Below are 21,925 nucleotides of genomic sequence, written 5' to 3' on the forward strand. Positions count from 1 at the left end.
TGAGACCTGATGCCCGGCTATGACCACCTGCTTCGCCTGATTGGGGCTACGCAGGTGATCAAAGCCTCATTCAGCGCAAAGTTCCGAAGGTGTTATGGCAGCGAGTTCATCTCTCGCGACCTCGACCTTTGGGCCTACGCCAACAACGTCACTCTGGACTTCTCTCGGCCCGGAAAACCGACCGATAACGGCTTCATCGAGGCCTTCAACAGCAAGCTTCGGGCCGAGTGCCTGAACGCGCATTGGTTCCTGACCCTTGCGGATTCGCGCGAAAAGTTGGAGACTTGGCGTCGATACTACAATGAGGATCGACCTCATTCGGCAATCGGGTATAAGGTCCCGATTGCCATGCATAATCCCGGTGGCGCAACCAGCCCGTCATCGTGGTAACAGCCGGAAAACTCCAATTCCCGGCGCTCCAAACTTGGGGATCAGGTCAGAAACGATTGAGGAACGGCGGTTTGAATCCTTTCGAGAGCCGCAGCCCTGACAAATTGCGGCTTTCTGTCCGCTAAAGTTAAGATCGAATGAGATGCCGGCGGAACTCGCGCGGTTGGTGAAAAACGTCTCAATCCAAATCGATAGGAGCTGAGCCTAGAAGCCTGGCGACTTCGTCGCCGTCGATTGCCTCGATGCGATGACGGTCATGGGGCGTGCCGCCTGTTGTTTCCGCGGCGATCATCGCATTGACCACCGCCTCTTCCACGCTTTGCACCACGGCCTGATAAACCGGATCAAGCACATCGTCATTGACCATGTCGATGCTCAATAGCGATCCAGCTTTGTGGCGCATCGGGTGCGGATTAGCCGTCGAAAAGGCGAGAAAAATGTCGCCGGAACTATTGCCGCCGACCGTGCCATTGCGACCGATGCCTATTGCGCCGCGCCGCGCCAGCTTCCGCAACTGGTGCGGCGCGAGTGGCAGATCTGTGGCAATGACGACGATGATCGAGCCGCGCTCGGACAGCCCCGGGTCATTTTGTTGCAGCAGTTTGCCAACGGGCAAGCCGCCGATTGTCAGCCAGTCGCGCTGACCGTGATTGGCCTGCACCAGGGCCGCGACGGTGAATTCCTTGTCATCAAGGGTTATTAGCCGCGAGGCGGTACCCGTGCCGCCCTTGAAACCGTAGGCAATCATGCCCGTGCCGCCACCGACGTTCCCCTCACGGAGCGGACCGCTTTTAGCGACGTTCAGCGCCTCCAGGACGTGCTCGGCCGTTACATGCTGGCCGTTGATGTCGTTGAGCATGCCGTCGTAGGTTTCCGCCACCACGGGCATGATCCACAAGTGGTCGTCTCCCTCATAGGTCGCTGCAAATCGGTCAATCATCCAGCGCACGGCGCTTTGATGGGCAATGCCGACGCTGTGCGTGTTGGTAATCAGGACGGGTCCGACAAAGTAGCCTCCGTCCTCGATCCAGTGAGATCCTGTCATCTCACCGTTGCCATTGAAACGATGAATGCCAGCGAACACCGGTATCGGTTCGCCTGCCGTGGCGTGCGGCAGTATCGCCGTCACTCCGGTCCGCACCGGCAACTTGCGGCCGGGGCGGGGGACGTCTTCCCGGATCGTCGAAAAGCCGACATGAATACCCGCGATGTCGGTGATGGCGTTGAGCGGCCCGGGCCTGCCGTCGAAGGCAATGCCGAAGTCACGCGCGCGTTTCTGGCCTGGTGATACCGTCTCGCTGATCATTGGTCCCTCCGTTTTTTCAGGCACCGTTCAACAAATCGTCAGCTTCACATCGTTGCTGTCCAGGCTTTCCGTCAGGTCCTCGCCCGGCGCCTTGTCGGTGACGACGTGGGCGATCTCCCGCCAAGGGGCATAGCGCGCCGGGAAGAGCCGGTCGTGCTTGGAATGATCGGCGACCACGACGGTTCGCGCTGCGCGGGAAACCATCGTGCTATAGACCGCGCCACATTCGAGCAGGGCGTCCGATGGGCCGTCGGGACCCAGACCGCTTGCGCCTAGAATGGCGAAATCGGCGTAGAAGGAATTGAGGAATGACACCGCATGCGCGCCAACGGTCGCGCCCTCGGTGGCGTGGTAGTCGCCAGGAAGCATGACCACCTTGATTGTCGGGTTGATGGCGAGCACTGTTGCCACACCGAAGGAATGTGTGAGCACAGTGATGCTCTTCATCTCGATCGCGATACGCCGCGCGGTGTGCACTGTCGTCGAGCCGGAGCCAATCATCAGTACCTGAGCGCCTTTAAGTATTTGTACGGCTGCCCTCGCGATCCTTTCCCGCTCGCCGACAAAAAGTGCATGGCGCTCGGTGACCGAAGGCTCGGTGGAAAGCGAACGTACAGCGCCACCGTAAGTGCGGTTGAGCAGACCCTGTTCGGTCATCTCGTCCAGATCGCGCCGGATCGTCTCTGTCGAGACGTCGAGCCGCCGGGCAAGTTCGGCAACGCGCAGGCTCGGCGATTGGTTGAGTTCAGTCAGGATGCGCGCCTGGCGCACGCTCTTTGGTTTTTTCATCGCTCCTCACTCCCAATGGCTTTCCAGCGCAAAACTCGGCCGCGTGGGGGACAAGCTCAGTGCGCCGTGTTCAGCTGCAAAACGGACAGAGGGGTTCTTGTCGGCATAAAGGGCTTCGAGTGCTTTCATCGACCAAATTGTGTCAGGAACGTTCTGGGCGAGCAAGCCTGGGGCGATTTTCGTCCCCGACTGTTTCATGCTTTTGCCAGCGGCAGATAGCCGATCAACTCTTCCGTGGTCATCACGTTGGCGTAGATCATATGCAGCCGCTCTAGTTCGCTTGCATGAAGCTCCATCGAGCCTGCCGCGCAGGCGTCAGCGACGACGATGACGTCGAAGCTTTCGTCAGCGAGGCTGCGCACGGTGGAGGATACACACTGGTCTGTAAAAATGCCGGAGCAAACAACGTGGGTGATGCCCATATTCGTCAGAACAAGCCTGAGATTCGTGCCCGTGAGCGCGCTGTCGGTGGTCTTGGTGATAACGATCTCGCCGTCTTGCGGAGCGATTTGCGACAGGATCTGCGAGGCTTGCTCATCCTTCGGCAGCAAAAGGTTATTCCACCCCGGTTTCTTCTGGCTGAGTGAACGATCCCGGCCATCGGTGCGCAGACAAGCAATTCGCGCGAAAAACACGTCGAGGCCGAGCGCGCGAAACCGTTCCATGAGACGCTGGGTATTGGGGATGACGACGTCGTGCATGCGCTCGTGAAACGGCGTCCAAGCGTCATAACGAACAAGATCGTCACCCGAGAGGGCGTCGGGAGCGGGGCGATCGAGATAGGTGTTCTGCATGTCGATGACGAGAAGCGCCACCTTGCCCGTTTCGAGTATCGGGTCATCGGGTTCCGGCGCGCCCTGATAATAGAAGGAACGGCGGTCGGTTTTCCAGTTCATCGAGGCGTCCTCATGTATCCGCCTGACGGCGGCGAAGCATAAAAATGGCAAGCCCGCCGGCCAGTAACAATGCGGCAGCCGATACCGTGCTCATCGTGCCGAGCGCCGGCACCATTGGCGAATACCCGGCGACCATTTTCGAATAGAGCCATTTCGGGATCGTTGAGTCGACGCCCGCCGTATAAAGTGACAACGGGAAATTGCCCCAGGAGAGCAGGAACGCGAAAAGCGCGCCGGACCAGATGCCCGGCCACAGGATCGGCAGGGTTACCTCGCGCAGAATGAACCAGCGGCTCGCTCCAAGGTCACGCGCAGCTTCCTCCAGAGTTGGATCGAAGGAGTAGACCTGAATGGCAATGACGAGCGTCACCACCGGAACGATCCAGACGAGATGAGCAATGACGGCCGTCTGCCAGCTCGGGTTGATGCCGAGCGCGTTGAACCACAGGAGGAGTGCAAGCCCCAGCACCGGCTGCGGAAAGAAGACTGGCAGAAGGATCGCCTTTTGGAAAAGCTTGCGCCCCTTCCAGTCGTAGCGGGCAAAGGCGAGCGCGCCGAAGAAAGCGAATATCACGGAGACAAGCGTGACAATGAAAGCGATCAGAAGGGAGTTCTGCACGAGAGCCTGGATTTCAAGCGAGGTAAGGGTTTTACCCCACCATTCGGTTGAAAAGACGTGAATTGGGAAGCTGAAATAGCGACCCTTGGACAGGCCGGCCAACGCCCCGCAGAGGATCGGAAGATATACTGCAAGGACGACGAAGGATGTCCAGCCCTTGACGAACGCGCGGGCGCGGATTTGCGAGCGGGTTTCCATGTCTCACTTCTTTCCGAGAATACGGTCGAGATCGAGCCTGGACAGGACGTAGAGGGCGAGCCCGCTGACGATAGCGACGAGTAGGAGGGCGAGCGCCGAGCCAAGGGGCCAGTTCTGCGCATAAGTGAAAGCAACCTCGATATCCTGCGCGATGGTAATGACCGACTGGCCGCCAAGGATCTTGGATTCGGCGATCGCGCCTGCGCCGAGCACGAAGGTGAGCAACATGCCGATCAGGATACCGGGCATGGCGAGCGGCAGCTCGATCTCTCGCCAGATCGTCAGCCGATTAGCCCCGAGGTCGCGGGCCGCATCGACAAGGTCCCTGGGGATCATGGCGATGCCAAGCGACATCGGGAACAACATGAAAGGCAGATAGACATAGGTCATGCCGAAGAGGATGGCACCGGGCGTATAGAGCACCTCAGGCCCGCCTGAGAAACCGAGCCACTTCAGGCCGCCGTCGAGCACCCCGTTCTTGATAAAAAACAGTACCCAACCGTAGAGGCGGACGTTTTCCGAGACGAACAGTGGAAAGACGAAGAGCACGCCGACCAGGCCAGACCATTTGCCGAACATGCGATTGAGACCATAAGCTATCGGATAGGCAATCACCGCCAACAACACGACTGTGGCAAAGGCGTAGGCGATCGACCACGCAAAGGACATCCAAACGGTGTTGGAGGTATCAAAGATCACAGCGAAGTTTGCGCCGGTGAAGGATCGGAAGACGTCGAAGCTCTTCGGTGTGGCGAACGCATAGGCGGCCACCGTCAGGAGAGGCGCCAGAAAGCCAAGCAGCAGAAGAATCGAGACAGGCGCGGCCGCGCGCAAGCCGGCGGAAAGAGAAGGCGGATAACTTTGTTCACGGGCCGTTTCAGCGTGGGTGATGGTTACCATATCAATCTCCGACCACGATCGCGTCGTGGGCATCCCAGCCGATGGTGACGGCGTCGCCTGAAGTGATACCGGTCGCGGCGGCGCGTGCGGCCTCGACCAAGTAGATTCGGTTTCCGGAATGAATCTGATACTGCATGCGCGAGCCGAGAGAGTACTCGTTGTAGATCGTGCCGGAGATCAGATTGTCGGCGCTCGACGAGCCGCTGACGAAGCGCATGGTTTCGGGCCGGACGATCACAGTTGCCGTCTCGCCAATGGATGCTGCAACCGGGTCAACGGTGATCGGCCTGCCGTCGGAAAGCGTCCAGGCGTCCTGACCGCCGCGCCTGACTTCGAAACTGTTGACCTCGCCGAAAAACTCCGCGACGAAACGCGTTGCTGGCTTGGTGTAGATTTCCTCCGGTGTGCCAATCTGAACCAGGCGGCCACGACTCATCACCCCGACGCGATCAGACATGACCATCGCCTCTTCAAGCGAATGGGTGATGTAAACAAAAGTCTTCCCGCTTTCGCGGTGCAGGTCCTTCAGCTCCTTCTCCAGAACTTTCTTCAGTTTGTAGTCGAGCGCCGACAGCGGTTCGTCGAAAAACAGAACGTCGGGATCATAGGCAAAGGCGCGGGCGAGCGCCACGCGCTGTTTTTCGCCGCCCGAGCAGCGCATCACGTTCTTGGAATAGTAGCCCTCGGGCAGGCGGACCATACGCATGAGTTCGAGAGCGCGGGTTTTGCGTTCGGCGGCCGGCATTTTGCGGACTTTCAACGGGAACTCGATGTTCTCGCCGACGGTCTTGTGCGGGAAAAGTGCAAGCGACTGGAAGACGAGACATGTCGGACGCTTGTCGGCCGGCACGTTGTTGATCACCTCGCCGCGCAGCGTGATGTAACCTTCCGACGGAGATTCCATACCCGCAAGCATGCGCAGAAGTGTAGTCTTGCCGGACCCGGAGGGTCCGACAATGGTGACGAATTCGCCCTCCTTTATATCGACGCTGATGCCGTCAACCGCGGCGAATTCGCCGAAAATCTTTCGAACGTCGACCAGTTGCAGCACCAGTTTCGACGCAGGATGGATTGGGACTTCCATGTTGGATGAGGCGTCGGGTAGGGCAGGCGAGATCATCGCAAGGCTCATATTCTTTGCTCCGTCGGGACAGGCTTGGCTCAACCGCGAGCGCGCTTGGCGGCGGTCATCAGTTCCAGTGCCTTGTCGTAGTCAGGCACGATGTCGTATTGCGCAGAGCGCGCCATATCCTCCTCAAGACTGTCCCATTGGATGGCTTCCATCTCTTCCTTGGTGAAAAGCTCGAAGCACTTCGGATTGCCCATCTGGCTTACCGGGTTGAATGTGCCCTCGGCAAAGGCGACAGTGTGGGCGACTTTCGGATCCTGGACGTATTTTAGAAATTCCAGGGCAAGCGGCGAAACCTCGGGATTATTGACCGTCGAAGTGATCTCAATCCAGGAAATACCGCCCTTGCCGTCCATCGGACCCCTGAGTGGTGTGATCGCGCGCAAGTTCGTATAGCCGTCGGCGCGCGCCGGAGAGACCGAATAGGTGCCGCCGGTCATGTAAAGGTCGATCTCACCCGAGACGAGAGCCTGGTTGAGCGACGCCATGTCCCCGACCATCTTGGCGCCTTTGAAAACTTTTTCTGCGGTTTCGGCGAAGGCCTTGAACTCCTCCTCCGTGTGCTCCTTGAACGGGTCTATGCCGGCAATGAGGAAGATGTTGAAGACGTTCCAGTCATCGGATTCCTGTATGCCGTACTTGCCAGCGAGTGAAGCGTCGTTGAACAGGTCCCAGCCCTGTTCTTCCGCCGTGGCTTTGCTGACTTTGTCGGTGTTGACAACAAAGCTGTAGGGTCCGAAGCGCTGCGCCATGCCGAGCAGGTCGTTGCCATCGTCGCTCATCGCCCAGCGATAAGGTGCCTTGAAATTGGGGAGCATGGTATCGAAATAGGGTTCGAATTCGGCGCGCGGCAGCGGCTTGATGAGGCCGGCCGGTCCCATGACCTTGCGCGCCCAGGGATTGTTGACGTTAATGAGGTCCCAGATTTTGGTCTCGCCCGCGCGAAGGCGGTTGATCATGGTCGGGTCGTTGGTCAGGCTTTCTGCCTTGACCGTGGCAGAGTGGCTGGATCGGAACGGATCCAGGACCTGGGCGGAATTGTAGCCTTCCCAGCACAGGATATTGAGCTCTTTCTCGCGAGCCGCGAAGGCACGGGTGGCGCTTGCCAGCGGGCCGGAAAAAGCGGCCGCACCCATCATCTGCATCATGTTGCGTCTGGAGATTTTCATCACAGTTTTCCCCTTTTTTCTCGGCCGCTTGAGCGGCGCGTGGATCACTTATGTTGGAACTTTGTCGTAAAAATGTGTGATTTACAACATCTATTTTCTGCTTCATGGTGCGAAGCGTGATTAGAGCCGTAGCATCCGGAGACCAGCGCAATTTCTGCGGAGCCGGACTGCTAACAATCTAATAATACTATGCATTTGTTTTGTGCAGACGACGCCGACTGCGTGCCGATGTTTTGATCTGACGCCTCATATTGATGCAGCCGCGATAAGTGAATTTGTGGAAATTACAACAAAAGAGTGAGTGGAACATGTTGAAGTCACTGCAAGGAAAAACCGTCATCGTTACCGGCGCAAGCCGGGGGATTGGCAAGGGCATCGCATTGCGTTTTGGGGAGGCCGGCCTGAACGTCCTCGTTGTCTCGCGCAGCCAGGTCGATGCCGACAGGGTGGCGTCTGAAATCGGAGCCAATGGCTCGGGATTTGCCGCGGATGTCAGTACGGAGGAGGGCTGCAAAGCGATGGTGGATGCGGCCGTAACCCGCTATGGCGGCGTGGACGCGCTGTGCGCAAATGCCGGCATCTTTCCGGCGGCAAAGCTGGGCGAAATGACGGTGAGCGACTTCGATCAGGTGATTTCGACCAATCTCAAAAGCACCTTTCTCAGTGTTTCCGCCGTTTTGCCAGCAATGACGAAGGCCGGTTCAGGCCGTATCATCATCACCTCATCGATTACCGGCCCGATTACTGGATACCCCGGCTGGTCGCATTATGGGGCAAGCAAGGCCGGCCAGCTCGGCTTCATGCGCACGGCTGCGATCGAACTGGCGCCGAAGAACATCACGGTCAATGCCGTCATGCCGGGTAATATCATGACCGAGGGACTTGAGGACAACGGTCCAGACTATATTTCCGCAATGGAGGCTTCGGTGCCATTGCGCCGTCTTGGCACTCCGGCGGACATAGCGAACGCCGCGCTGTTTTTCGCATCAGAAGAGGCGGCGTACATCACTGGTCAGACGATCGTTGTCGATGGCGGTCAAACTCTGCCTGAATCCCTCGGTGCGCTGGAAGCGATGGGCTAAAACGGGAACAAGCCGGACGACATCGTCGCCCGGCTTGCCCGCAAGGTGCTCAGGAGGCTCAACGCGCTTTTAGGATACTGTCCAACGTATCGGAAAAGAGGTCGGCATCCTCATTCGAAAAACAAAGTGGCGGGCGGATCTTCAGCGTTGCGCCAAACTTGCCTGCTGCCCCGATCAGAATACCGTTTTGCTTTAATTTATTGATCATGGTCGTTGTAATCGCCGTGTCCGGCTCCCCCGTGGCGGGGTTGACGAAATCGAGGCCGATAAAGAGACCGGCCCCCCGCACATCGCCGATTACCGAATGTCGAATTTGCAAAGCCTGGAGCGATTGCTTGAAATAACCGCCGACAGAGGCCGAGCGTTCGATCAGGCCTTCGTCTTCGATCACTCGCAGCACGGCATGGCCGGCGGACGCGGCAACAGGATTGCCGCCGAACGTATTAAAATAACCGGTTTCCTCGCAGAACCGCTGAAGCAGGTCGGGTCGGGTCACTACGCCGCCCATCGGGAAGCCGTTGCCCATCGGCTTGCCCATCGTGACGATATCGGGCGTTACACCATGGCGCTCGAAGCCCCAGAGGCCTCCTCCCGTCCGGCCGAAGCCCGGCTGGACCTCATCGGCGATCAAGAGGCCGCCGGCGCGGTGCATCACGTCAGCCGCTGCTTTCAGGAAGCCAGCGGGATCGGCATAGATGCCGTCGCTGGAAAAGATCGTGTCGACGATCAAGCCTGCACATTGGATGCCGCGGGACTCGAGCTCGTCGATCGCCTGTTTCACCGATGCGGCAAAGCTTGCGGCAACGCTCATGCCGTCACGGGCAGCGGGCGCCGGAACGATCGCCACAAAGGGTGCGGGCTTGCGCTTGCGCAGCGACGAGGGGGAAATTTCGGTCACCAGCGCCGTGTTGCCGTGATAGGCTGCCTCGGTGACGACGAAACCCTCGGCGCCAGTCCCAATCCTGGCTATGCGCATGGCGAGGTCATTGCTCTCGCTGCCGGTGCAGGTCAAAACGACATTGCTGAGCGATGCCGGGAATTTGGACAGCAGCGCTTCACTGTATGACTCGACCACGCGATTTAAATAGCGCGTGTGGATGTTGAGTTCACCAACCTGTCGCGCGACGGCCTCGACCACGCGTGGATGGCAGTGGCCGACCGATGGGACGTTGTTGTAGACGTCGAGATATTTTCGCCCCTCGGCGTCATACAGATAGGCGCCTTGGGCGCGTACCATTTCGATTGGCTGCTCGTAAAAGAGCACCGATGAGGCTCCAAACGTTGCCTGGCGTTTGGCGACGCGCTGCGCGAGTTCGGTCGGCAGGGCCTCGGTGGCGCTTGCATCAAAACGGTTGAGATCTAGAATTTCCTTGGTGGCGACGCTCATGGGGCTCTCCTCAACGGTGCTCTGCCAGATAGCGCTCTGCGAGCGCCACGGTGCCATCGGTATAGCTCGTGCCCATGGATTGGGCCGTCGGCGTTTCGGCGTGGGAAGCGACCCATGCCGTGAGTTGCATGCGGCGAAGCATGATGAACATCGGCAGCGCAGCCTCGTGTTGCGCATCAAGAGGAGTGACGAGGCGATAACCTTCAAGCCAGGCGGCCTTTAGATCGGGGATGCAGGGCTCATGTTCCATGAAGCTGATCGCGGCGGCAAAATCGTAGGCGTACCAGGACAGTCCGCAATCGTCGAAATCGATCACTCCTAGTCTGTCACCATCCACCAGAAGGTTGGCGGCACGCATGTCGCAATGAACAAGGCCGAAGCGGTCCTCGCCATAGCCGTAGGCGGAGGTCTGTGCTTCGAGCAGCGCGTGCGTTCTTTCTAAAATCGACTTTCCATCGGCTGTCAGCCCAAGGGCGTCGCGCCAGTCGCCCCAATAGGCGCCATTCCCAAGGATGCGGTTGAAGTTCCATGTCTTTCGAACGAAATTCTCCGGACGCGTCCACCTGCGGCTGTGGGCATGCAGTCTCGCGTTGATTTCCCCAAGCGTCCTGTACCAGTGGACGAGGTCGGATTCAGCATCTGGCTCCTTGCCTGCCATATGCTCGAAGGCGACGGCGTAGCGCATGGTTTCGCCGTCGGAGAAGACCTGTAAAAGGCTGCCGTCGTTCGCTGAGATCGGCCGCGGTGTGACAACCGCCCCATCCTGCCGCAGCGCATCGATCCAGGCGAGCTCGGAAAGAATCTCTGCTTCAGAATGGTATTCGGGCCGATGCACACGCACGATCAGATCGCGGCCGCTGTTTTCGTCGATGATACGAAAGGTCGCATTCTCGGAGATCGTCAGGAGCGTCAGCTCTGCCTCCGGGGAAAGGCCCCACACCGAAGAAAGGTCTTTCAGTCCGTTTGCCAGCCTCGAAAGAAAATCTGTATCATACAACATTTATCGCGCCACCCTGGAATTATATATGGCAAATACAACAATATTAATGTTGGAAATGCAACATTAAATGTGCGCGAGCCAATTCTGTTCACAGGCGCTATCACTGGGCGCGACATTGTATGGCATGGGCCACTGGTTTGGGGACTGATCGCACGCCGTGATGACGCCTCGACTTTCTGTTCTGCGAACGCCGGATGCGGGTGCGCAGCGTTGTGGCGGGCGGAATGAAGAAGCGTACGCCTGATATCACTGACGGGATCATTTCCTTTTCAGAAACTATCCTGGATGCTCAACAAGCGACGCTCAAGCGCATAGATTTCTTCATTCAGAAAGCAAAGTTCTATAATCGTTTTCGAGGCCAGCTGAACGAGCTTCAGGAAAAGGTCATCGCGCGCATCTTCAAGGAAGAAATGGCAGGCTTCGAAGCGGGAGCTAAGCGCCGAAAAATACAACTCGATCGCAGACCTATCCCGCGCTACAGCGACACGCGATCTTCAGCAGTTCGCGGAGAACGGTGCACTTACGCGTAAGGCAGAGCCTCGGCGCACCCGGCACTCGCTTTCATGGCTGAAAGAGTTGCTGCCAGTCCAATGAATTCCACCAAAGTCATTATCCAGGTGAACGGCTGTTCGTATCCGTTCCAGGCAATGACCAGTCGCTACTCATCACCCGGAACTCCGTAAGAGGGGGCTGCCAGTGGATCCAGAGCACGCGTCACATAGTCCTGCGCCTGCGACTGGTAGACATTCCATGCCCGGGCCACCGCTGCGATTGGGCAGCCTTCGTCCAGCCAGTCGATCCGCAATTCGGCGTACGGCCAAGACTGTCTGTCAACGATGAGTATGCCGGCTGAATGGACAGGACCGGCTTCGCCACCTGCATCAACAGCTGCTGTGAGCGCTGCGACCAGCCGGTCTCCCAAGGTGCCTGACGTTGTCTCGAAGGTTTCGACCATTGCCTTCGGCACGCCGTCATTTGCCAGCAGATTTCCCGCCGCAACACACTGGTTGCCGGTTGCAGAAGTCCATATCCCCAGCGCATTCTCGCCAGAATGAATGGCTGTGGTTCCCGACGCATCCACCGCCAGCAACTGGCGATAGCCGGGAAATCCATCACTCTTCCGCGCCGTTACAACCGCATCCTCAGCACTTGCGCCATCTTTCAGCGCAGCAAGCATTCGCGGTCCAAGGGCAGGGTTGGTCACGTTCTGTGTTGCCACTGCTCCGACGCCGGCCTCAGCCCAGGCGCATCGGGCCGCAACCGCAGGGGACGACGAGGAGATTGCGACCCCGAACTGACCCGTCTTTTCGCAGCGGGCAACGATAGAGAAAGTCATGATGAACTCCATCCTGGAACAACCGGCCGCACTCTTGTCGGCCGAAACGGCGACCGGCCAGTCGATGATGCTGGCCGGCATCCTCTAATGCCTGTCTGATATCAGTCGGGGATGACTGCCGTGGCGTCGATCTCGACAAGCCATTCCGGGCGTGCAAGCGCCACGACAACAAGACCGGTGCAGACCGGGTGAACGCCCTTGATGTATTCGCCCATGGTCCGGTAGACCGCCTCTCGATGGCGGACATCGGTCAGATAGACGACAAGTTTGGTGACATGCTCCATCTGGCCGCCGCTTTCCTGAACGAGCTGGCGAATGTTCTGCATCACCTTGTGCGTCTGCTCGACCGGATCATGGCTGTCGATATTCTTGGCGGTGTCGAGATCCTGCGGGCACTGGCCACGCAGGAAAATCGTCGTGCCACGGGCGACGACGGCCTGGCAGAGATCGTTGTCTAGGTTCTGCTCCGGATAGGTTTCTCTGGTGTTGAACTTGCGAATGCGCATATGTGCCATTCTCGTCTCCATGGGATTGATTATGCGATGGATTGCTGTCTGCCGCCGCAGGCTTCAATCCTGCGGCGTGTACGCCAGGTAGTTGTCCTGAATGGCGATGTGGTCGGCCACATGCTTGGCATCGTGCCACACCCCCCAGATGAAGCTGGAGCCGCGACCGGACAGCCAGGGAAGGCCGAGGAAATAGATGCCTTTTTCGGCGCTGACGCCGCGCTGGTGTTTCGGGCGGCCAACGTCATCGAACGCATTAACCCGAAGCCAGCTGTAGTCCGATGTGAATCCCGTTGCCCAGATTATCGTCGTCACGTTTGCTGCGCGCAGATTAAGCTCGCGGAGCGGGTTTGCCACACAGTCGACCTGCGGTCCAAGGATACGTGCGTCGGGTTCCTGGGGCAGGTCAAGGCCGTTGCGGGTAACAAAGGCATCCGCCTCATCGAGCAGCGACAGATAGTTCTGGTCGCCGCGATCAAGATTGCGACCGAGATCGTCTGCAAATGACAGCGATCCGTCGCGATAGGCTCCCGTCATGCCGGCAAGCACCATGCCCTGTGCGGCCAGCCTCCGGAAATCAATAGTGTTTCCACCGCGAGCACCGCTGACGGCGATGGTCACGTGCTCCGAGCCCGGGGCTTGAGCCTGTGCGTCCCATTTCCCGAGGACGCCAAGCCACCAGACGAAGTCGCGGCCGCGATAGGCGCGGGGAGGGCGGTCATGCGGGCCGACTGAAAGATAAACCCTGCGTCCTGCGAGCATCAGTTCCTCGGCGATCTGGACGCCCGATGATCCCGCGCCGACGACCAGAACCGCGCCTTCGGCGAGTTGGGCCGGATTGCGATAGTCACTCGAATGCATCTGTGTCACGCCGATATCGTCGGGGACGATCGGGGGAATGGAGGGTTTTTGAAACGGCCCGGTGGCGGCGACGACGTTAAGGGCTTCGATCGCGCCATCAGAGGTCTCGACCCGGAAGCCTGGACGGTCTTCCAGACGCTCCACCTTGGTCACGTCAACGCCGCACCGGATCGGTGCGTTGAGCATACCGGCATAGGCTTCGAAATAGTCTGCCACACCGTCCTTGGGGACAAATGCGTCCGGGTGACCCGGGAAATCCATGCCGGGAAAACGGTCATGCCAAGCGGGGCCGTTGGCGACCAGTGAATCCCAGCGCATCGAGCGCCAGCGTTCGGCGATGCGACCGCGTTCCAGTACGAGATAGTCGACACCGTTGCGGCTTAGATGTTCGCTCATGGCCACGCCGGCCTGGCCGGCTCCGACAACCACCGTATGGATCTTCTCGACTGACATGCATTCGCCCTTTTCTGTTTCGCCGCAACCCGCCGATCAGCGTCAGCTATCGTTCCGCTCTAGCGAACGGTTTGCATTCGGAAAATTATGATTTGCTGCAGCACTGGTTAGGATTGGCGAAAGCAGCGTCTTGCCCCGCCGTTCATGTGATGAACGGTGGCAGGGCCGGCGGAACATTTACATTTCGGCAAACGGGACATAATAAATTCACCTCGATAGCCCGCCGTCTGGAAGCGGGCATATGGTCGCGCTCTCAGCGCGCCACTTGGCATCAGGGCCTCAAATGCGTTTCACCTTGCGTCAGCTCGAATACTTCATTGCAACGGCCGAGGCCGGTTCGATAACTCTGGCGTCGGACCGTATCCACGTGTCGCAGCCGTCCATTTCGACAGCTATCTCCCAGTTGGAAATCGAGCTTAACACCCAGCTTTTCCTGCGCCGTCATGCCCAGGGCTTGTCGTTGACACCGGCCGGGCAAAAGCTTTTGCTGCAGGCAAAAGCCGTGATCGAACAGGTTCAGAACCTCTATACCGCTGCATCCGAGGCGACCGAACAGATCCGCGGGACATTGTCGCTTGGATGCCTCCTGACCTTCGCGCCGATGTTGCTGCCGGAGGTGAGCCAGAGCTTCAAGACCGCCTATCCAAGCGTCACTGTCAGGCCGACGGTTGCAGATCACCGGACCTTGCTGACGCGGCTTGAGCGTGCCGAACTCGATATCGCGCTCTCTTATGATCTTCTCGTTCCGGAAGGTTTCGAGTTTACACCGCTTGCGGAATTGCCCCCTTACGTGCAGGTCGCGGAAACAGACCCACTGGCACAGCGCTCGGCAATTTCGCTTTCCGAGCTTGAGGAACACGAATTCATCCTGCTCGATCTGCCGCTTTCGCGTGACTATTTCCTGGGTTTGTTTGCCGCTGCCGGTGCCACGCCCAACATCGTCGCGCAGATTCAGCATCAGGAAGTCATCCGCACGATGGTTGGCAATCGTTATGGCTACACCCTTGCCAATGTCCGTCCGAAAAACAAAGCTGCGCTGGATGGAAAAGGACTTGTCGGACTTCGTCTGTCGGGGGAACACAAACCCATGCGCATCGGTCTGATCCGCATAGGCCAGCAGGTATCTACCCGCCTTGTCCGTACCTTTGAGGACCATTGCCGCAATCTGATTTCCGACAATTATGTGCCGGGTATGGAGGCGCCGATCCTCAACCTCCGTCGCACGGACCCGAGCTAGGCTCGTTTTTTTCAAAGCACCAGTTCCGAATATCTTATTTTGTTTTTTTGTCGCTGGCTGACAGTGTGCGCGCCAAACGCCGTACTGTCAGTTCGGTGATTGCCGCATTACGGAGCCAAGCATGCTAGACAAGAGCCAGTCCGCACACCAGACAATCACATCGGTCGTCGAGGCGATGGTCAATCAAGAAAAGGTCGATCTCCTTTCCGGTTTCGGTATGTGGAAGACTGCGGCTGTCCCAGCTTACGGGATCAAGCCGATCGTGATGACGGATGGCACCTACGGCGTACGCTACTCGATCCCGCAGATCGATAGTGACGAGCGTGGCGGAATGGATCTCGATGCTTTTCTTTCGGTTGTGAACCAGCGCGCCAGCGATGTTGCCATTGCATGGGGCGAGATGAAGCCCGCAACCTGTTTTCCTAACGGCTCTGCCATGGGCAACAGCTGGGATGAAGGCCTCATGCAACGGTTGGGCGAGCTCCTCGGCAAGGAATGCCGTGCAATGGGCGTGCATTTGCTGCTTGGGCCTGGCATCAATTTGCGCCGCACGCCCCTTGCTGGCCGATCCTATGAATATTATTCGGAAGACCCGCTGGTTACAGGCAGGCTTTCGGCAGCCGTCATCGAAGGAATCCAGTCGCAAGGCGTCGGCACATCGCTCAAGCACTTTGCCTGTAACAATTCCGAAGTCGAACGCACAACGATGGACAGCATCGTCGAGGAACGGGCTCTTCGGGAAATCTATCTCAAGGGTTTCGAGATCGCGATCAAGCAGTCGAGGCCCTGGACCATCATGTCCTCCTATAACCGTCTGAACGGTGTCCAGGCATCCCAGGATCCCTGGCTTCTCGATCAGGTCCTTCGCAAGGAATGGGGTTTTGAAGGTGTCGTGGTTTCCGACTGGCATGGCATCAAAGATCGCGCAGTATCGCTGGTCGCTGGCGGTGATCTCGACATGCCGGAAAGCCCGCGCCGCAAGGCCGACCTTCTCGCCGCACTCGATAGCGGTGCTGTTTCGGCTGATGTTGCCGACCTTTCCTGCCGGCGCATGCTCAAGCTGATCGAGCTTTGCAACGAAGGAGCAAAGGCTCCCGTACCCGTCTATACGGCAGAGGAGCATCATGCCGAAGCCCGTGCAATGGCTGCCGCCTCGATGGTGCTTGTGCGCAACAATGGTGCGCTGCCGGTCAACCCCGACATGAAAACCATCCTCGTTGTTGGCCGCGATGCCGGGACACCTGTCATCCAGGGTTCCGGTTGTGCAACCACCATCCCGACGATGGTCGATCAGCCATTGGACGAATTGCAGAAAGCCCTCGGTGCATCGCACACGCTGACATTCCGAGAGGAAGCTGACGCTGATACCCTCGCAATGGCAGGCAAGGCGGATCTGGTTCTCGTCTATACCTCGACGGAAGGAGCTTATGACGGAGAAGGCTCAGACAGAACGACACTTGCTCTCGGTCCAGGCCAGGACGAAATGATTGCTGCTCTTGCCGCGGTTTCAAAGAACGTGGCTGTGGTGATTGCATGCCCGGATGCGGTTGAAATGCCGTGGATCGACCAGGTGAATGCCGTGCTCGTCACCTTCTATTCCGGCCAGGCGATGGGTGGTGCGGTTGCAGACATTCTGGCGGGCAAGGTCAACCCGTCCGGCAAGCTGTCGGTTACTTTTCCCAAGCGTCTCGCGGACGTTCCAGGCTTCCTGCATTATCCAGGTGAAAACGGTCGTCATATTTATGGTGAAGGCATTCATGTCGGTTATCGTGCTTACGACCTGCGTGAGGTGGAGCCGCTTTTCCCGTTCGGTCACGGCCTGAGCTACACGACGTTTGCCTATTCCGATCTGACCGTCTCCGCCTCCAGCATCGGTCTCAAGGACGAGATTACCGTTGCTTTCACCGTTACCAACACCGGCGACCGCGCCGGTGGAGAAGTCGCGCAGCTTTATCTGCAGGCTCCGGGAAAGCGATTGAAGCGTTCGCCGCAGGAGCTCAAGGGCTTCGCCAAGCCGGTGCTGGCGCCAGGCGCGAGCGAGCGTGTTGAAATCAACATCAAGGGCTCGGACCTGGCCGTATGGGATCCGGCGCTCGGGCGCTGGGTGCTTGAAGGAGTTGAAGCGCGGATCATCGTTGGCGCATCCTCGCGCGATCCGAAGCTTTCTGTCGGTCTGACGATCAAGCCCTCGGTTCTGCCGTTCCGCCGGATTGCCTACGACACCCAGCCTGCCTATGTGCTTCCGAACGCCATCGCCTGCGAGCATATCTGCGCCTATCTGACGAGCCGTTGCAATATCTCTGCGGAGGATGCAATGCGCATGCTCAACCATTGCTCGAACTCGTTCTTTGGTATTTTCACGTCGCTTGAACGGCGTCTTCGTCTTTCCATTCCCGAGGCCGAGGTTGCTGGTCTGATCACTGAAATCAACGCGGCGATGGATGCTGCGGAGGCGAAACTGTGACATCGACGCTGGATTGGCTGGCAAGGCTGGTCGCTCATCCGACGGTCAGCTCGGACAGCAATCTTCCGCTGATCGACGAGATTGAGACAGCGCTGGCGAATGCCGGCGCTGTGTGTGAGCGATTTTATGATGACACCGGGTTGAAGGCAGCGCTTCTGGCCAGACTAGGACCGGATGTGCCAGGTGGTCTGATGTTATCCGGCCATGTCGACGTGGTTCCGGTGATTGGGCAGGACTGGACCGTTCCGCCCTTCGCCGTCACTCAAAAAGACGGCAAGCTCTACGGACGCGGCACAACGGACATGAAGGGCTTCGTCGCGTCGACGCTGGCGCTGGTGGAAACGATTGGCGTGAAGAGCCTTGCGGCCCCTCTTTGGCTGGCCATTTCCTACGACGAAGAGATTGGCTGTGTCGGCGTAAGGCCGATGCTCGAGGAGATCGCTGCACGGGATATCCTGCCCGATCTGATCGTGGTCGGGGAGCCGACATCGATGCAGCTTGGCCTTGGTCACAAGGGTAAGATGGCTTTCCAGGTCAAGGCTGCCGGGGTTCCCCGCCATTCGGCCGAGGCGCCGCTGGCACTGAATGCATTACACATCGCAGCTGATTTCATCGTTGGCCTGCGCCGATTGCAGGACGACATCGCGGCTCGCGGCCCGCGTGAGCAGGGTTATTCGGTGCCATACGCCACGGTTCACGTTGGGAAATTGTCCGGTGGCACTGCGGTCAATCTCGTGCCGGATCATGCCGAGCTTCTGATGGAGTGCAGGATGATGGCTGCGGACGATCCTCTCGCTTTGGCCGAGCAGATACGCAAAGTCGCCGCCGCTGCGATTGCGCCCTACAAGGAGCGTTTCAGGGAAGCCGCAATCGATATCGAGATCACCGGAAACTATCCGGGTCACTCGATTGATGGAAATCATCCGGTTGTGCAGGCCTTCGCATCGTGCCTGCCGAAAGGAAGCCGGGATTGCCGGGTGAGTTTCGGAACCGAAGCTGGATTGTTCGCGCAGGCACTGGATGTTCCCGTCGTGATCTGCGGGCCGGGCAGCATGGATCAGGGGCATCGGCCCGATGAATTCATCGAGCAGACGCAACTCGATATCTGTGACGCTGTGCTGGCGGATGCCGTTGTTCGGTTTTGTACAAGTCGGCGCCCGCTTGCTTCGCATGTCCCAAAGCAGATGCACGGAAAAATGTAATTTACCGAAGCCATGCGGACGGGAAAAGTAGTTGATGAAGGTCAAACAAACTCAGAGGGCAAAATGAACAATAACGTATCACGCCGCGGCTTTATGAAAACGACAACGGGGCTTGCAGCCATGGCGCTGGCCGCTCCAGTCCTTCTCAAGGGTAACCGTGTGTTTGCCGGCGAAACACTTGTCGTGCGCGACATGGGCGGTGCCTTCTATGAAGGTTTCAAGGTTGCGTTCTATGATACCTTTGCCGCGGAAACCGGCGTTAGCATCCAGACCAACACCAACGAGCCCGATCCTATCCCGCAGTACAAGATGGCAGTCGATACGGATACGAAGCTGTTCGATGTTGCCCTGATGACACCGGAACACGTGCTGCGTATCCGCCAGCTCGGCGACAGCTATATGCTGCCGCTCAACATCGAGGTGCCGAACAAGGACGATTTTACGCCGCACACATTTGAGACGGATTTCGTTGGCGTTGCCATTTTTGCACTGGCCATGGGCTATCGCAAGGATACGGTGAAAACCGTTCCGACCAGCTGGGCCGATTTCTGGAATACAGAAGCCTTCCAGGGTCGCCGTGGTCTGTGGCGCAGCCCGGTCACGACGCTTGAAATGGCGCTGCTTGCGGACGGAGTACCGCTCGACAAGCTTTACCCGCTCGATGTTGACCGCGCTTTCAAGAGCCTCGACAAGATCAAGTCGCACATCAACATCTGGTGGACGTCGGGGGCACACGCGACCCAGCTTCTGAAGGATGGCGAGCTTGATCTCATGTCCACCTGGTCGACCCGCGCCCAGGCTGCGATCAACGCAGGCGCCCCGGCGGGTATCGTCTGGAACGGCGGCCTGTTCAACATCGACGGCTGGACGATTGCCGGCAACACCGAGAAGGCCGATCTTTCGCGCAAGTTTATCGAGTGGTGCCTTGATGCCAAGCGACAGGCCGCCTACACCGACATTCTGGCCTGCGGCCCGACCAACATGAAGGCCTACGAGCATCTGAGTGCGGAAAAGTCTGCGCTCCTGCCGACAGCGCCGGAAAACATCAAAGGGCTGACAGTTCTCAACGCCGCTTATTGGGCAGAGAACCAGGACGAGTTGACCCAGCGCTTCGAGCAGTGGATCCTGAGTTAATTTTCCGCGGACAAGACCATCCGAGCCTCGGGTTTCGCCTTTCGGCGAGATCCCAATCTGACTGTGAGTGGCCCGGTTCTGTGATGTACGGAACGGGCCATTTTAACGAACGGGACCACCATGGCTGACCTTTCTGCCAACACATTTGCTCGGCAGCGCTTCAGGCTCGACAGCCTCTGGCTTTCCACGCCGGGGCTTGCTTACATGGCGCTGTTGCTGATCCTGCCTGCCGGCGCGCTCATCTGGCAATCTTTCGTCAATCCGAAGACAGGCGCCTTCGATCTGACGGTCTACGAACAGATGTTTTCGGCGGGCGTTTACGTAAAAGTTCTAGCAAACACATTTGCGATTTCTGCGCAGGTGACCATCGTCTGCCTTCTGGTTGGCTACCCGATTGCCGTGTGGCTTGCGGGCATGCCGGAATATCGGCGGCGCATGGCCATGTGGCTCGTTCTTTTGCCCTTCTGGGTGAGCCCGCTTCTCAAGAACTTCGCCTGGATCGTGTTGCTTGCCCGAAAGGGTATCGTCGCACAGATGTTGACCGGCATGGGTTTTGATACCGAACTCAACCTGCTTTACGGTCGTGGCGCTGTTGTTTTCGGCATGGCGCATGCGATGTTGCCAATAGCCATTCTCACCATGTTGCCGACGATGCTGTCGATAGACGGGCGGCTTGTGCCGGCGGCGATGACGATGGGCGCAAGCCGTAGCCAGTCGTTCTGGCGCATTTTCCTGCCTCTCTCCATGCCGGGTGTTGCGGCTGCAGGCTTGTTGATCTTCGTTATGGGTCTGGGTTTCTTCATTACGCCAGCTCTGCTCGGCTCACCGAATGAAACGGTGATCGGCCAGATGATGATCACGCAGGTCCAGAAGCTTTTCAACATGCGGCTCGCTGGCGCACTGGCGGCCCTGCTTCTGGCGGTTACCCTCATCACGATTGCCGTTTATGATCGCTTTTTCGGGATGTCTGCCGTATCGGGTAACGGTGCAGCTGCCAGAAGTGGCGGCGTGATCGGTGCAATCGGCGGTGCGATTATCGAGGTCGGGGCTAGCGTCAGCGATTTCGTTGCACGCCTTCTGCCTGCCCGTCTTGGTCGCGGCGCATACACGATATTTGTCTGGCTGGTCATTGCAGTGATGATCGTGCCCGTGCTTGCATTCCCACCGATGGCATTTTCCGGTTCGACTTTCCTGGAGTTCCCGCCAAAAAGCTTCTCACTTCGTTGGTTCCAGGCCTATATGGGCTCCGATCAGTGGATGGGTGCTACAACGCGCTCGGCGGTTATTGCGATCGTTACCGGTATTCTTGCAACGATCATATCGGGTATGGCGGCTTATGGTCTTGCCCGCACGCAGCGCAAGGCTGGCGGCCTGATTTTCCTGTCCTTCATGTTGCCGATGGTCGTTCCCAATATCGTCATTGGCGTTTCGCTGTTTTACGTTCTGGCCAAGGTCGGGCTTATTGCGACAAACACGGGGATCATCCTTGGCCATACGCTTTCGGCGATGCCGGTGGTGTTCGTCATCTTATTGACGACCTTCCGCAGTGTAGACTGGCGTCTTTTGCAGGCCGCAGCAACGCTTGGAGCCAGCCGTTTTCAACAGATCCGTCTGGTGCTTCTTCCGATCGTCAAAGGTGGTGCCGTTGCGGCTTTCCTTTTCGGCCTTCTACATTCCTTCGAGGAACTCACCATCGCCCTGTTCGTTGGTGCGGGCGTCAAGCAGACGCTGCCCAAACAGATGTGGGACGATATTATTCTCAGCATTTCCCCGACCCTGGCAGCAGCCTCGGTCTTCATCGTGGCGGTTGTGACCGTATTTTTCGTCATCGCCGAAAAGGCAAGGCCGCGCTGACATGCGCGACGCT

At 58.3% G+C, this 21,925-nt stretch carries 20 protein-coding genes and 1 pseudogene; 8 read left to right on the forward strand and 13 right to left on the reverse strand.

What is annotated here, in order from left to right:
• Positions 1-96 precede the first annotated feature (96 nt).
• Positions 97-390 (forward strand): annotated as a pseudogene (locus ACI2KA_RS24185) (integrase core domain-containing protein); the annotation flags it as partial.
• Positions 391-568: 178 nt separating this feature from the next.
• Here ACI2KA_RS24185 and ACI2KA_RS24190 read toward each other — a convergent pair.
• Genes ACI2KA_RS24190 through ACI2KA_RS24225 form a run of 8 tightly spaced genes read right to left on the reverse strand, consistent with a single transcriptional unit; the run spans position 569 to position 7,399 of the window.
• Complete coding sequence (locus ACI2KA_RS24190) at positions 569-1,696, reverse strand: P1 family peptidase (RefSeq protein WP_404504993.1); 1,128 nt, start codon at positions 1,694-1,696, stop codon at positions 569-571.
• A 27-nt stretch (positions 1,697-1,723) separates the two neighbouring features.
• The gene (locus ACI2KA_RS24195; RefSeq protein ID WP_404504994.1) at positions 1,724-2,485 is read right to left on the reverse strand and encodes a DeoR/GlpR family DNA-binding transcription regulator; all 762 of its coding nucleotides are present in this window, start codon (positions 2,483-2,485) and stop codon (positions 1,724-1,726) included.
• 6 nt (positions 2,486-2,491) lie between these two features.
• On the reverse strand, positions 2,492-2,683 hold the full coding sequence (locus ACI2KA_RS24200) for a hypothetical protein (protein ID WP_404504995.1): 192 nt from the start codon (positions 2,681-2,683) through the stop codon (positions 2,492-2,494).
• Positions 2,680-3,381, reverse strand: a complete 702-nt coding sequence (locus ACI2KA_RS24205) for a cysteine hydrolase family protein (protein WP_404504996.1) — start codon at positions 3,379-3,381, stop codon at positions 2,680-2,682. The genes ACI2KA_RS24200 and ACI2KA_RS24205 overlap by 4 nt, the downstream gene beginning before the upstream one ends.
• Before the next feature lie 10 nt (positions 3,382-3,391).
• A complete protein-coding gene (locus ACI2KA_RS24210) occupies positions 3,392-4,198 on the reverse strand; it encodes an ABC transporter permease (RefSeq protein ID WP_404504997.1) in 807 nt (268 codons plus the stop codon).
• Positions 4,199-4,201: 3 nt separating this feature from the next.
• Positions 4,202-5,098: an ABC transporter permease gene (locus ACI2KA_RS24215; RefSeq protein ID WP_404504998.1), complete on the reverse strand. Its 897-nt coding sequence runs from the start codon at positions 5,096-5,098 to the stop codon at positions 4,202-4,204.
• Between the two features lies 1 nt (position 5,099).
• Positions 5,100-6,230: an ABC transporter ATP-binding protein gene (locus ACI2KA_RS24220; protein WP_404504999.1), complete on the reverse strand. Its 1,131-nt coding sequence runs from the start codon at positions 6,228-6,230 to the stop codon at positions 5,100-5,102.
• A 29-nt stretch (positions 6,231-6,259) separates the two neighbouring features.
• Positions 6,260-7,399, reverse strand: a complete 1,140-nt coding sequence (locus ACI2KA_RS24225) for a PotD/PotF family extracellular solute-binding protein (protein WP_404505030.1) — start codon at positions 7,397-7,399, stop codon at positions 6,260-6,262.
• Positions 7,400-7,704: 305 nt separating this feature from the next.
• Here ACI2KA_RS24225 and fabG point away from each other — a divergent pair, with 305 nt between their 5' ends.
• Positions 7,705-8,478, forward strand: coding sequence for a 3-oxoacyl-ACP reductase FabG (fabG, locus tag ACI2KA_RS24230; RefSeq protein ID WP_404505031.1), 774 nt, complete (start codon positions 7,705-7,707; stop codon positions 8,476-8,478).
• A gap of 58 nt (positions 8,479-8,536) precedes the next feature.
• On the opposite strand, the gene ACI2KA_RS24235 is transcribed toward fabG, so the two are convergent.
• On the reverse strand, positions 8,537-9,865 hold the full coding sequence (locus ACI2KA_RS24235; RefSeq protein ID WP_404505000.1) for an aspartate aminotransferase family protein: 1,329 nt from the start codon (positions 9,863-9,865) through the stop codon (positions 8,537-8,539).
• A 10-nt stretch (positions 9,866-9,875) separates the two neighbouring features.
• Positions 9,876-10,865 (reverse strand): phosphotransferase enzyme family protein, encoded by a 990-nt coding sequence (locus ACI2KA_RS24240; RefSeq protein ID WP_404505001.1) that lies wholly within the window; start codon positions 10,863-10,865, stop codon positions 9,876-9,878.
• 224 nt (positions 10,866-11,089) lie between these two features.
• Between ACI2KA_RS24240 and ACI2KA_RS24245 the strand changes: the two genes are divergently transcribed.
• On the forward strand, positions 11,090-11,395 hold the full coding sequence (locus tag ACI2KA_RS24245) for a hypothetical protein (RefSeq protein ID WP_404505002.1): 306 nt from the start codon (positions 11,090-11,092) through the stop codon (positions 11,393-11,395).
• A gap of 128 nt (positions 11,396-11,523) precedes the next feature.
• Here the strand turns inward: ACI2KA_RS24245 and ACI2KA_RS24250 are convergent, their stop codons facing one another.
• From ACI2KA_RS24250 to ACI2KA_RS24260, 3 genes are all read right to left on the reverse strand, one after another.
• The gene (locus tag ACI2KA_RS24250) at positions 11,524-12,201 is read right to left on the reverse strand and encodes a DUF1028 domain-containing protein (RefSeq protein WP_404505003.1); all 678 of its coding nucleotides are present in this window, start codon (positions 12,199-12,201) and stop codon (positions 11,524-11,526) included.
• 101 nt (positions 12,202-12,302) lie between these two features.
• Positions 12,303-12,716 carry a RidA family protein gene (locus ACI2KA_RS24255; protein ID WP_404505004.1) on the reverse strand — a complete coding sequence of 138 codons (414 nt, stop codon included), beginning with the start codon at positions 12,714-12,716 and terminating at the stop codon, positions 12,303-12,305.
• A 54-nt stretch (positions 12,717-12,770) separates the two neighbouring features.
• The gene (locus tag ACI2KA_RS24260; RefSeq protein ID WP_404505005.1) at positions 12,771-14,021 is read right to left on the reverse strand and encodes a flavin-containing monooxygenase; all 1,251 of its coding nucleotides are present in this window, start codon (positions 14,019-14,021) and stop codon (positions 12,771-12,773) included.
• Between the two features lie 283 nt (positions 14,022-14,304).
• Here ACI2KA_RS24260 and ACI2KA_RS24265 point away from each other — a divergent pair, with 283 nt between their 5' ends.
• The 5 genes from ACI2KA_RS24265 to ACI2KA_RS24285 all read left to right on the forward strand — a co-directional run bounded on the left by ACI2KA_RS24265 (position 14,305) and on the right by ACI2KA_RS24285 (position 21,912).
• A complete protein-coding gene (locus ACI2KA_RS24265; RefSeq protein ID WP_404505006.1) occupies positions 14,305-15,258 on the forward strand; it encodes a LysR family transcriptional regulator in 954 nt (317 codons plus the stop codon).
• A 121-nt stretch (positions 15,259-15,379) separates the two neighbouring features.
• Complete coding sequence (locus tag ACI2KA_RS24270; protein WP_404505007.1) at positions 15,380-17,722, forward strand: glycoside hydrolase family 3 C-terminal domain-containing protein; 2,343 nt, start codon at positions 15,380-15,382, stop codon at positions 17,720-17,722.
• The gene (gene argE / locus ACI2KA_RS24275) at positions 17,719-18,924 is read left to right on the forward strand and encodes an acetylornithine deacetylase (protein WP_404505008.1); all 1,206 of its coding nucleotides are present in this window, start codon (positions 17,719-17,721) and stop codon (positions 18,922-18,924) included. Before ACI2KA_RS24270 ends, argE begins: the two co-directional genes overlap by 4 nt.
• A 63-nt stretch (positions 18,925-18,987) precedes the next feature.
• Positions 18,988-20,058: an ABC transporter substrate-binding protein gene (locus ACI2KA_RS24280; protein WP_404505009.1), complete on the forward strand. Its 1,071-nt coding sequence runs from the start codon at positions 18,988-18,990 to the stop codon at positions 20,056-20,058.
• A gap of 120 nt (positions 20,059-20,178) precedes the next feature.
• Positions 20,179-21,912 carry an ABC transporter permease subunit gene (locus ACI2KA_RS24285; protein ID WP_404505010.1) on the forward strand — a complete coding sequence of 578 codons (1,734 nt, stop codon included), beginning with the start codon at positions 20,179-20,181 and terminating at the stop codon, positions 21,910-21,912.
• The last annotated feature ends 13 nt before the right edge of the window (positions 21,913-21,925 follow it).

This window comes from Agrobacterium sp. NPDC089420 (assembly GCF_044900305.1).
In the GTDB taxonomy this organism is placed as follows: Bacteria; Pseudomonadota; Alphaproteobacteria; order Rhizobiales; family Rhizobiaceae; genus Agrobacterium.